This is a genomic window from Halorubrum sp. CGM4_25_10-8A (assembly GCF_005435025.1).
Taxonomy (GTDB): domain Archaea; phylum Halobacteriota; class Halobacteria; order Halobacteriales; family Haloferacaceae; genus Halorubrum; species Halorubrum ezzemoulense.
In genome coordinates, this window is sequence record NZ_SGTX01000007.1 from 147,380 (window position 1) to 158,003 (window position 10,624).

The following is a 10,624-nucleotide window of genomic DNA, read 5'->3' on the forward strand; positions in this document are numbered from 1 at the left end:
ACGGAAGGCCGTCGGATAAACGGGTCGGTTGCGGGAACGCCCGCCGGACCGGCCGGGCGGGCCGTCTCGCCGCCGGGCGGGCGACGCGGTTCGACGCAACCGATTTCCCGTCCGGAGCCCTCGTGATCGCCGTGAGCGAAACCACGGACCGCGGCGACGAGGCCGCCGCGCGGGCGCTCCTCCGCGACGCGGTCGAGCGCGGCGCGATCGCCGACCCCGACTTCGACCCGGAGTCGGTCCCGATCGCGGACGCCGACGTGCTCGCCCGGCTCTCGCCGCCGGTCCGCCGCTGGTGGGTCGAACGCTTCGGCGGGTACGTCGGCGAGAACGGCGGCTTCTTCACGCCGCCGCAGCGCGAGGCGATCCCCCACGTCGACGACGGCCGGAACTGCCTCGTCGCCGCCCCGACCGGCAGCGGGAAGACGCTCGCCTCCTTCCTCGCGGTCCTCGACGACCTCTTCGCCCGCGACCGCGACGGCGAACTCGAGAACTCCGTCTACTGCCTCTACGTCTCGCCGCTGAAGTCGCTCGCGAACGACATCGAGCGCAACCTCGAAACCCCGCTGGCGGGGATCGGCGAGGCGGTCGCCGCCGCGGAGGCGGAGAGCGCGACCCGCGACGGCGACGACGGGGCGGCCTCGGACGGCGCCTACGACCCCGGCGTCAGGCAGGCGATCCGCCACGGCGACACCTCGAAGGCGGACCGACAGGCGATGCTCTCGGAGACGCCGCACGTCCTCAACACCACGCCGGAGACGCTGGCGATCCTGCTCAACTCGCCGAAGTTCAAGGAGAAGCTCCGGACCGTCGAGTACGTGATCGTCGACGAGATCCACTCGCTGGCGGCGAACAAGCGCGGTACCCACCTCGCGGTGTCGCTGGAGCGACTGACGGAACTGGCGCGCAACGAGGGTTCGGACGCAGGGGAATCGGCCGGCGGCCCGGCGCCGCACGCGCCCGGCGACATCACCCGGATCGGCTGCTCGGCGACGGTCGAGCCGCTCGACGGGATCGCCTCGTTCCTCGTGGGGCGCGAGCGCGCCGCGGGCGCTGTCGGCGAGTTCGAGGGGTTCGAGACGCGCCCCTGCGAGGTGGTCGACGCGCGGTTCGCCCGCGAGTTCGACCTCGAACTCCGGACGCCGGCGGCCGACCTCATCCACACGCCGCGGTCGGCGGTGACCGACCGCTTCTACGAGTCGCTTCACGACCTCGTCGAGGCCCACAAGAACACGCTCGTGTTCACGAACTCACGGTCTGGCGCCGAGCGAACCCTTCAGGAGCTCCGCCAGCGGTTCGACTACGACGAGTCGGACTCGGGCGTCCACCACGGGAGCCTCGGCGAGACGCAGCGAACGCGGGTCGAGGAGGGGCTGAAGTCGGGCGATCTCGACGTGGTCACCACCTCGACGAGCCTCGAGCTCGGCATCGACATGCCGCACCTCGACCTCGTGGTTCAGGTCGGCTCGCCGAAGTCGGTCGCGGCGCTGCTCCAGCGCGTCGGCCGGGCGGGCCACAGCCCGGGCGAGACCGTCGAGGGACGGGTGTTCGCCCTCGACCGGGACGAGCTGATCGAGTGCGCGACGCTGCTCGCGCGCGCTGAGGAGGGGTTCGTGGACCGGGTGTTCCCGCCCGAGGGCGCCTACGACGTTGCCGCCCAGCACGTGTACGGGATGGCCATCAACCGGATCCGCCCCGACCGCGAGGTCCGGGAGGTGCTGCGCCGCGCGCACCCGTACCGCGGCTTCGACGACGAGGCGTACGATCGGCTGTTCCGGTACCTCACCGGCGACTACGACGGACTGGAGGAGAAGAACGTCTACCCGAAGGTGTGGCGCGACGGCAACGACCCGCCCGACGGCGAGCACCACTACCCCGAGTACCCGGTCGGCGAGACGCTCGTCGGGAAGCGCGGGCGGCTCGCGCGGGTCATCTACATGACGAACGTAGGGACGATCCCCGACTCGTTCACCTGCGACGTGTTCACGCGCGACGACGAGTGGGTCGGCACGCTCGACGAGTCGTATCTCGACACGCTGGAGTCCGGCGACGTGTTCGCGCTTGGCGGCGAGCGGTTCGCGTTCCGCTACCGCCGCGGCTCGAAGGTGTACGCCGACCGGACGAGCGAGCGCCCGACCGTCCCCTCGTGGTTCGCCGAGCGACTTCCCCTCTCGGCGGACCTCGCCCGCGAGGTGTTGGCGTTCCAGGCCGAACTCCTCGACCGGCTGGCCGGCGATGACCCGAGCGCCGGCCCCGCCGCGGTCCGAGCGTGGCTCCGCGAGTTCCCCCTCGACGGGAACGCCGTCCGCGCGCTCGCCCGGATGTACGACGAGCAGGTCCGGTACGCCGGCGCCGAGGCCGTCTCGACGCCCGACCGCCTCGTCGTCGAGGAGGAGCTCGACCGGAGCGAGTACAAGCGCCGCTTCTACGTCCACTCGACGTGCGGGCGCCGGTTCAACGACGGCCTCTCGCGGCTCGTCGCGGCGGCGGTGGCGAACCGGACCGACGCCAACGTCGCGGTCGCGGTCGCGGATCGCGGGTTCAGCCTCGCGCTCCCGCTCAACCGCAAGGTCGACGTGGCGGGTATCCTCGCCGACCTCGACCCGGAGACGGTCCGGGAGGACCTCCGCGAGGCCGTTCAGGGGACCGACCTGCTCCAGCGCTACTTCCGGATCAACGCCGGGCGCGCGCTGCTCATCCTGAAGCGGTACAAGGGGTACGAGAAGTCGGCGGCCGAACAGCAGGTCTCCGCCGAAATGTTGCTGTCGTTCGCGGCCGATCTGGAGGAGTTCGCCGTGTTGGAGGAGACGTACCGCGAACTGCTGGAGGACCGCCTCGACGTGGGGGGGATCCGTGAGGCCGTCGGCCGGATCGCGGGCGGCAACCTCGCGGTCGAACACCGCGTCGTCGACTCGCCGAGCCCGCTCGCGTTCGGGCTGGCGACGCTCGTCGACTCCGACACGGTCATCGCTGACGACGAGTCCGCGGTCCTGCGGGAGTTCCACGCCCGCGTCATGGAGGAAATCGGCGACGGGCCGCGGAGCGCCGACCGCGACGCCGAACCGCCCGGGGACCGGGAGGGCGACTGAGATGGCGGAGCCCGCGCCGTCGACGGCGTCGCCGCGCTCCCGGCTCCGGCTCCGGTTCGCCGGCGCGGTGACGCTCGGCGCGCTCGGGCTCGCCGCGCTGTGGCGCACGTTCGGGACCGCGTGGGTCCTCGCCGCGGCCGGACCGGGCGCGTACCTGGCGGCGTACGCGTGGACCCACCTCGGTGCGAACCACCGACCCGGCGTCGACGGGCCGCGCCCGCGGCTCGGCCCGGCGAACGCGATCACGCTGTTCCGCGGCTGGCTCGCGTCGGTCCTCGCCGGCGCGCTGGCGGCCGCCCCGCCGCACCCGTGGATCCCCGCCGCGCTGTTCGCGGGCGCGGTCAGCCTCGACGCGGTCGACGGGGCGGTCGCCCGCCGGACACGGGAGACGATCCTCGGCGCTCGCCTCGACGGCGCGACCGACGCGCTGGCCGTCCTCGTCGGGGCCGCGGTCGCCGTCGCGCTCGGGGCGCTCCCGGCGTGGTACCTCCTCGCCGGCGGCGTCTGGTACGCCTACGCAGGGTCATTGTGGTGGCGGCGGCGGACCGGCGCGCCGGTGTACGAGCTCCCGCCGAGCCGGGTCCGCCCGTTCGTCGGCACCGCGCAGTTCGCCGCCGTCGCGGTCGCGCTCGTGCCGGGCGTCGGGGGCGCTCGGGCGGCCTCCCCGCTCGCCGCGTTCGCGGGCGTCGCGCTCGCGGCGCTGCTGGCGAGTTTCGCTCGCGATTGGGCGGCCGCGACGGGACGGCTCGGCCGCGACGACCCGCCGACCGCGAACCGCGAGTGACCGAAACGCTCCCGCCGTCTGCGCGCGGAGAGCCTCAGGACTCTCGGGACAACAGGACCGCGAGGACGGCGATCAGCGCGACCTGCGCGACCTTGTCGACGGCGCCGTAGACGCCGACGTCGGCCGGGAACGAGTACGTCCCGAAGACGAAGTTGATGACGTACCACAGGACGATCTGTCCGGCGGTGAACGGGATTCCGAGCGCGTACACCAGCCGGCGGCGGTACCCCGAGACGATCGCCGTCACGCCCGCGCCGAAGCCCAGAGTCGCGAAGAAGAACGAGATCCCCAACGCCCCCCCGACCAGGAAGCCGAGCGCGACGTGGACGATCCCGGACACGGTCGCGGCGAGGATTCCGATCCAGTGGAGGGGGGTCAACGATTCGACGTCGACGCCGGTGTCGGTGCGTGTCATGAATGTGCGACCCACGGACTCGGTCGGCTTATGTCTACTCCCGCCCCCGAATCGACGGCCGACGAGGGGGCGCCGACCGTCGCCGCCGTGGGTTTATGACGGATCGGTCCGTGTGATCGCCAATGCCACATCGTCTCAGTCGTCGACCGCGGACGGGTGAGTCCGCGTGAGCGACGGCGACGCCGGACGGGCCGTAGAGTTCGTCGGTCCGGAGCGCGTCGAGGTCGTCCCGACGGAGGCGCCCGTCCCCGGTCCCAACGAAGTGGTCGTCGACGCCACCGTCTCCGCGGTGAGCGCCGGATCGGAGCTGCTCGCGTACCGCGGCGAACTCGACCCGGAGACGGTCGCGGACGAGGAGCTGCCCGCGCTCGACGGCGACCTCTCGTACCCGCTCCGTTACGGCTACGCGGTCGTCGGGAGCGTGACCGCTGTCGGCGACGCGGTCGACCCCGCGTGGCGCGGTCGCACCGTCTTCGCGTTCAACCCCCACGAGACCCGGTTCGCCGTCGCCCCGGACGCCCTGCGTCCGGTCCCCGACGGGATCGACCCGGAGACGGCGACGCTGTTCGCGAACGCCGAGACCGCGGTCACGCTGACGCTCGACGCCGCTCCCCGGATCGGCGAGCGCGTCGCGGTGTTCGGCGAGGGCGTCGTGGGGCTGCTCACGACAGCGCTGCTCGCGCGGAGCGGCGCCGAGACCGTCGTCGCGGTCGAGCCGAAGGACCGCCGCCGGTCGCTCGCGGCCGAGTTCGGCGCCGACGCCGTCGTCGACCCGAGCCGATACGGCGGGCGGGGGGGCGTCGTCGACGCCGTGCGCGAGCACACGGGCGGCGTCGACCTCGCGGTCGAGGTGTCGGGCCGGCCCGAGACGCTCGAAACGGCCGTCGAGACGACGCGGTTCGACGGCCGGGTCCTCGTCGGATCGTGGTACGGGACCAAGCGCGCCGACCTCGGCTTCGGCGACCACTTCCACCGCGGGCGCGTCACCGTCCGCAGCAGTCAGGTCACCACCATCGCGCCGGAGCTCCGCGGGCGCTGGGACCGCGACCGCCGCCGCGAGACCGCCTGGCGCGAGCTCCGCCGACTCGACGACGACCTCGACGTGACGGACCGCCTCGTCACCGACCGCGTCCCGGTCGGCCGGGCGGCGAGCGCGTACCGCCGGCTCGCCGACGAGACCGAGCCGACCCTCCAACTCCTCTTCACTTACCCATGTACGAACTGACCGTCACCGAGTCGTTCGTCGCACAGCACTACCTCACCGTCCCCAACCCGCCAGCCGACGAGGCGGCGCTTCACTCTCACGTGTTCACCGCGGAGGCGACGTTCCGCGGCCCGGAACTGGGCGAGTACGGCTACCTGCTCGATATCGACCTCGCGCTCGACGCCCTGAGCGACGCCGCGGAGCGCTACCGCGACGAGACGCTCAACGACCACCTAGAGGGCAACCCGAGCGCCGAGCGTCTGGCCCGGGCGCTGTTCGACGCGCTCGCGACCGTCGACGCCCCGGCCGCGACGGAGCTGACGGTGACCGTCCGCGAGGACGACGTGGCGAGCGTCTCGTTCACCGGCGACCTGCGGTGACCGTCCGATGCGCGTCACGCTCGTCCTCGCCGGCGACATCGAGTCCGAGTCCGGCGGGTTCTACTACGACCGGCGGCTCCGCGACCGGCTCCGCGAGCGCGGGCACGCGGTCGAGGTCGTCTCGCTCCCGCGGGGCTCGTACCGGGAGCGACTCGCGCCGAACCTCCGCGCCCGCCGGCTCGCCGACCGGCTCTCGGAGTTCGACGTCGTCGTTGAGGACGGGCTGGCGCACCCCTCCGTGCTGTGCGCCAACCGACGGCTCGACGCGCCGTCGGTCGCGCTCGTCCACATGATCGCGTGGCGTGCGCGGGCGGCTGAAGGGGTGCGATCGAGCGGGACGGGAGCCGGTGAGCGGGTCCGCGCCGGACTCGGTCGGCGCGGGGTCGCGGCGATCGAGCGCCGATTCCTCCGCGGGGTCGACGCCGCGGTGTACAACGCCGAGACGACCCGCCGGGACGCGGCCGGGCTCGGCGGGCCGGCGCGCAGCGTGGTCGCGCCGCCGGCCGGCGACCGCTTCGAACCGGTGGTCTCCGCCTCGGAGATCCGCGAGCGAGCGCGATCCGGCCCGCTGGAGGTGACGTTCCTCGGCAACGTCGTCCCGCGGAAGGGGCTCGATACGCTCGTCGAGGGAGTCGCCAGGCTCGACCGCGCCGCGGTCGACTGGCGGCTGACCGTCGTCGGCGATCGGACGATCGCGCCCGAGCACGTCGAGCGCGTGGAGGGCATGACCGCCGAGGCCGGGATCGGCGACCGGGTCCGGTTCGCCGGCCGACTCGACGACGCGACCGTCGCGGCGCGGCTGCGCGAGAGCCACGTCCTCGCGGTGCCCTCGCAGTACGAGCCGTTCGGAATGGTGTACCTGGAAGCGATGGGGTTCGGCTGCGTTCCGCTGGCGACGACCGCGGGCGGGGCGAGCGAGTTCGTCCGCGACGGCGACTCCGGGGTCCTCGTTCCGCCTGGCGACCCCCGCGCCGTGTCCCGGGCGCTCCGGGACCTCGACGACCGCGACCGGCTGGCGGAGATGGGGATCGCCGCGCGCCGCGACTACGAGGCGCGCCCGGGGTGGCCCGAGACGCTCGACCGCGTCGTCGACTTCCTGGCGGCGACCGGTAGCGAGAGGCCGCGGGGTGACGCCGCGTGACCGACCACGCGACGTACCTCGACGCGAAGCGGGCGCTCGACGACCGCTCTCTGAACCGCGAGGTCCTCGATCGGTTCGCCGCCGAACTCCCGCCGGAGCCGGAGATACTCGAAGTCGGCGCCGGGACGGCGACGATGGTCGAGCGCCTCGTCGACTGGGGCGTGATCGAGGGGGGCCGGTGGGTGGCGGTCGACGCCCACGAGGCCGCGCTCGCCGCGGGCGAGGCCCGGGTCGGGGAGGCGGTGGGCGACGTGGCCGTCGAGTACCGCGTCGCCGACGCCTTCGACGCTGTGAGCAAGGCGGTGGCCGCGGGAGACCGGTTCGACGCCGTCGTCGGCTGCGCGTTCTTCGACGTGGTCGACGCGGCGCCCGCGGTCGCCGCCCTCGCGGACGTGGCCCCCGTCGCGTACGCGCCGATAACCTACGACGGCGAGACGCGCTTCGCGCCAGCGGACCCCGACGACGACGCCGTCCTCGACCGCTACCACCGACACATGCGGGAGTTCAGGGCCGGGGGCCCGGACGGCGCGGCGGCCTTGGCTCGGGAGGCGACCGTGATCGCGGAGGGGCCGTCTCCGTGGCGGATCGAGCCCCCCTACGAGTCCGGCGAGCGGACGGTCCTCGCGCACCTGCTCGATACGGTCGAAGAGGCGGTCGGAGAGACCGGATACGACGCGAGCGACTGGGCGGAGCGGCGGCGAGCGGCGCTCAAGGACGGGCGGCTCCGCTACGAGGCCGCGAACCGGGACCTGCTGGTCCGCCTCGACTGACGCCCTCGATCGACGGAGGAGTCCGGCCCGGTCTATCCTTGTCAGGGGACGAACTATGGGCCGATCGGCTCGGTCGGAATCGGCTCCGGGAGCCCCTCGAGCACGAGCGTCGTGTAGTGGAGGAACACGGCCAGCGCCGCGATCGACAGCAGCAGCAGGAAAAGCAGAATCATGCGCTCGTCGCTGCGGACGACCCCGGCGGTGTCCGCGAGAAACGCCGTCAGCGCGCGACACTCGGGCATTGGACTCAGTTGCGCACGCGCTTAGTTAAAACTGCCCTGCGGACCGTTCGGACGGCGCCGATCGGGCCGACCCGCCGGTCCGGCTCGGTCGCGGTCGCTCAGTCGTCAGACGGTGACGGCGGCGATCGGCCGAGCGGTTCGCCGTCGACCGGCTCGTCCGGGTTCGCGTTCACCGCGGCGTCGCTCAGCCCGAGTTGGGCGTCGACATCGACGTCTTCGCGGACGTGGACGGTGCCGCGGTGAACCGCGATGGCGTCCGCGAGGTGGAGCCGGACAGCGTCGAGCAGGACCTCGGCCTCGAGTGGCTGCCCGCGCCGCTTGATCTCGTCGACCTCGGCCCCCGGCGGCACGTCGAAGGCGCGCTGGGCGATCACCGGGCCCTGATCGAGGTCCGTCGTGACGTAGTGGGCGGTGACGCCAGCGATTCGGACGCCCGCGTCCTTCGCCTGTCGGTACGCCTCGGCACCGGGGAACGCCGGGAGCAGCGAGGGGTGGACGTTGATAATCCGGCCCTCGTACCGGAAGACGACCTCCGGCGAGAGGATGCGCATGTAGCGCGCCAGCGCGATGAGGTCCACGTCGTACTCGGCGAGCAGGTCGAGGAGCCGGCCCTCGTCGGTGTTGCCGTTGCCGTCGCCCACGTCGTAGAACGGCTTGTCGTAGCGCTCCGCGAGCGACCGCAGGTCGCCGCGGTTGCCGATGACCACCGGGATCTCAGCCTCGCCGTCGTCCGCGAGTTCGCCGCGCTCCTCCGCCTCTAACAGAGCCTCGGGGGCGTGCGTCTCCTTCGTGACGAGCAGCGCGACGCGGCGCGCGTCGCGGTCGCTCGGGAACCGGACTTGGATGTCGACGTCGAGCTCGCGGCCGAGCTCGGCGAGCGCGCGCCGGAGCTCGCCGCGCGAGGTCTCCATCTCGGCGGTGTCGACGCGAGTCGTCATCCGGAAGACGCCCTCGCGGACCGCCTGGTCGAGGTCCTCGATGTTGATTCCCCGCTCGAACAGCAGGGAGGTGACCCGCGCGATGAGTCCGGTCTTGTCTCCTCCGACGACCGTGATCTCGGTCAGTTCGCGGGTCATGCGACGATCACCTCCGCGGGTTCGAGCGGCTGCATACACCCTGTGGAGAAGGCGGAGGGGTTTGCCCCTTTCGTTCCGCGCCGTTTCTGCTTCCCGCACGAAAGACCGGCATGTATCCACAAATGTGCGTATAAACGGCGTTCCAAAACGGTTTTTACACACGACTCCGCACCAACGACCATGACAGCATACACGGCGACGGTGACGGTCCGGCTGAAGCGGGGCGTCCTCGACCCGGAGGCCGAGACGACCCAGCAGGCGCTCGAACGGCTCGGGTTCGAGCTGTCGGACCTCCGCTCGGCCGACCGGTTCGAGGTCGACCTTGACGCCGCCGACGCCGACGAGGCCGCCGACCGCGCCGACGAGATGGCCGAGCGGCTGCTCGCGAACCCCACGATCCACGACTACGACGTGGCGGTCGCGGAGCGATGACGGTCGCCGTCGTCGAGACGACGCCGATCGTCACCGGCGCGACCCGCGCCGACCCGACGGTCACGGCCGCCCAGGCGAGGTGGGCGGCGTGACGGTCGCCGTCGTCCAGTTCGGCGGCTCCAACTGTGACCGCGACGCGGTCCGCGCGCTGGACCACCTCGGCGTCGACGCCGAGCGCGTCTGGCACGCGGACGGCCTCCCCGACGACCCCGACGGGATCGTCCTCCCCGGCGGGTTCTCCTACGGCGACTACCTCCGCGCCGGCGCGATGGCGGCGCGCGATCCGATCATGGCGGAGGTCCGCGAGGCGGCCGACGAGGGCGTCCCCGTGATCGGGGTCTGTAACGGCGCGCAGATCGGCTCGGAGTCCGGGTTGACGCCCGGCGCGTTCACCACAAACGCCTCCGCGCGCTTCCAGTGTGAGCCGGTCCACCTGCGCGTCGAGCGCGCTGACACGCCGTGGACCGCCGCCTACGACGAGGGCGACGTGATCGAGGTCCCGATCGCCCACGGCGAGGGGCGCTTCGAGATAAGCGCGGACGCCCACGCCGACCTCGTCGGCGACGACCGCGTCCTCTTCCGGTACTGCGACGCCGACGGGAACGTCACCGACGCCGCGAACCCGAACGGCTCGACCGACAACGTCGCCGGGGTCCTCGGCGAGCGCGAGACCGTCGCCGTGCTGATGCCGCACCCGGAACGCGCCACGCTCCCGGACCTCGGCCGCAGCACGGACGGCGCGGGGATCCTCGAAGCGTTCACCTGACCGCGCCCCGACACTACCGCGCCCGCTTCGCTTCCCGCGCCGGGTCCGGTTCGCCGACCGGCCCCGCCCCGGCTTCGGTCGTCCCGTCGCTCCCCAGTTCGCGCTCCAGCGCCCGCTCGAACTCCGCCTCCGTGAGTTCGCCCTCCGCGTACCGTCGCTGGAGGCGTTCGACCGCAGTTTCGTCCGCTCCGTCCGACTTCGATTCTCCGTCGGCGTCACGAGCCAACGCCCGGACGCCGACGACGCTCGCCCCGAGCAGCGCCGCGACCGCGAGGACGGCGACGAGCGAAACGAGCCCCGTCGCGCCGCCCATACCGCCCATCCCCCC

Annotated in this window: 12 protein-coding genes; 8 read left to right on the top strand and 4 right to left on the bottom strand. The window is 72.9% G+C overall.

Annotation, left to right across the window (positions count from 1 at the left end):
- Positions 1-122: 122 nt before the first annotated feature.
- Together EXE52_RS09745 and EXE52_RS09750 are read left to right on the top strand one after the other, a co-directional pair.
- Positions 123-3,086 carry an ATP-dependent helicase gene (locus EXE52_RS09745; protein ID WP_089307649.1) on the top strand — a complete coding sequence of 988 codons (2,964 nt, stop codon included), beginning with the start codon at positions 123-125 and terminating at the stop codon, positions 3,084-3,086.
- A 1-nt stretch (position 3,087) separates the two neighbouring features.
- Entirely contained in the window at positions 3,088-3,870 is a 783-nt protein-coding gene (locus EXE52_RS09750) for a CDP-alcohol phosphatidyltransferase family protein (RefSeq protein WP_089307648.1), read from the top strand.
- Positions 3,871-3,904: 34 nt separating this feature from the next.
- On the opposite strand, the gene EXE52_RS09755 is transcribed toward EXE52_RS09750, so the two are convergent.
- On the bottom strand, positions 3,905-4,285 hold the full coding sequence (locus tag EXE52_RS09755; RefSeq protein ID WP_086216580.1) for a hypothetical protein: 381 nt from the start codon (positions 4,283-4,285) through the stop codon (positions 3,905-3,907).
- 166 nt (positions 4,286-4,451) lie between these two features.
- On the opposite strand from EXE52_RS09755, the gene EXE52_RS09760 reads away from it, so the two are divergent.
- From EXE52_RS09760 to EXE52_RS09775, 4 genes are read left to right on the top strand one after another with little or no spacing between them, the layout of a single operon-like run.
- Positions 4,452-5,510: a zinc-binding alcohol dehydrogenase gene (locus EXE52_RS09760; RefSeq protein ID WP_089307647.1), complete on the top strand. Its 1,059-nt coding sequence runs from the start codon at positions 4,452-4,454 to the stop codon at positions 5,508-5,510.
- Complete coding sequence (locus EXE52_RS09765; protein WP_049929556.1) at positions 5,498-5,869, top strand: 6-carboxytetrahydropterin synthase; 372 nt, start codon at positions 5,498-5,500, stop codon at positions 5,867-5,869. The genes EXE52_RS09760 and EXE52_RS09765 overlap by 13 nt, the downstream gene beginning before the upstream one ends.
- Before the next feature lie 7 nt (positions 5,870-5,876).
- Positions 5,877-7,010, top strand: coding sequence for a glycosyltransferase family 4 protein (locus tag EXE52_RS09770; protein WP_089307646.1), 1,134 nt, complete (start codon positions 5,877-5,879; stop codon positions 7,008-7,010).
- Complete coding sequence (locus tag EXE52_RS09775; protein WP_089307645.1) at positions 7,007-7,780, top strand: class I SAM-dependent methyltransferase; 774 nt, start codon at positions 7,007-7,009, stop codon at positions 7,778-7,780. Before EXE52_RS09770 ends, EXE52_RS09775 begins: the two co-directional genes overlap by 4 nt.
- 53 nt (positions 7,781-7,833) lie before the next feature.
- Here the strand turns inward: EXE52_RS09775 and EXE52_RS09780 are convergent, their stop codons facing one another.
- Positions 7,834-8,022: a hypothetical protein gene (locus EXE52_RS09780; RefSeq protein WP_049929553.1), complete on the bottom strand. Its 189-nt coding sequence runs from the start codon at positions 8,020-8,022 to the stop codon at positions 7,834-7,836.
- A 98-nt stretch (positions 8,023-8,120) separates the two neighbouring features.
- Positions 8,121-9,098 (bottom strand): formyltransferase family protein, encoded by a 978-nt coding sequence (locus tag EXE52_RS09785; protein ID WP_049929552.1) that lies wholly within the window; start codon positions 9,096-9,098, stop codon positions 8,121-8,123.
- Between the two features lie 180 nt (positions 9,099-9,278).
- On the opposite strand from EXE52_RS09785, the gene purS reads away from it, so the two are divergent.
- Both purS and purQ read left to right on the top strand, forming a co-directional pair.
- Positions 9,279-9,530 (top strand): phosphoribosylformylglycinamidine synthase subunit PurS, encoded by a 252-nt coding sequence (purS, locus tag EXE52_RS09790; RefSeq protein WP_004595793.1) that lies wholly within the window; start codon positions 9,279-9,281, stop codon positions 9,528-9,530.
- 88 nt (positions 9,531-9,618) lie between these two features.
- Positions 9,619-10,296, top strand: a complete 678-nt coding sequence (gene purQ, locus EXE52_RS09795) for a phosphoribosylformylglycinamidine synthase I (RefSeq protein WP_089307644.1) — start codon at positions 9,619-9,621, stop codon at positions 10,294-10,296.
- Positions 10,297-10,309: 13 nt separating this feature from the next.
- On the opposite strand, the gene EXE52_RS09800 is transcribed toward purQ, so the two are convergent.
- A partial coding sequence (locus EXE52_RS09800) for an SHOCT domain-containing protein (RefSeq protein ID WP_137703715.1) occupies positions 10,310-10,624 on the bottom strand: 315 nt, incomplete at its 5' end.

Coding starts and splice junctions, on each gene's coding strand:
- EXE52_RS09785 (WP_049929552.1), bottom strand. CDS start 9,098: ATGACCCGCGAACTGACCGAGATCACGGTCGTCGGAGGAGACAAGACC.
- EXE52_RS09780 (WP_049929553.1), bottom strand. CDS start 8,022: ATGCCCGAGTGTCGCGCGCTGACGGCGTTTCTCGCGGACACCGCCGGG.
- EXE52_RS09765 (WP_049929556.1), top strand. CDS start 5,498: ATGTACGAACTGACCGTCACCGAGTCGTTCGTCGCACAGCACTACCTC.
- EXE52_RS09770 (WP_089307646.1), top strand. CDS start 5,877: ATGCGCGTCACGCTCGTCCTCGCCGGCGACATCGAGTCCGAGTCCGGC.
- EXE52_RS09755 (WP_086216580.1), bottom strand. CDS start 4,285: ATGACACGCACCGACACCGGCGTCGACGTCGAATCGTTGACCCCCCTC.
- purS (WP_004595793.1), top strand. CDS start 9,279: ATGACAGCATACACGGCGACGGTGACGGTCCGGCTGAAGCGGGGCGTC.
- EXE52_RS09750 (WP_089307648.1), top strand. CDS start 3,088: ATGGCGGAGCCCGCGCCGTCGACGGCGTCGCCGCGCTCCCGGCTCCGG.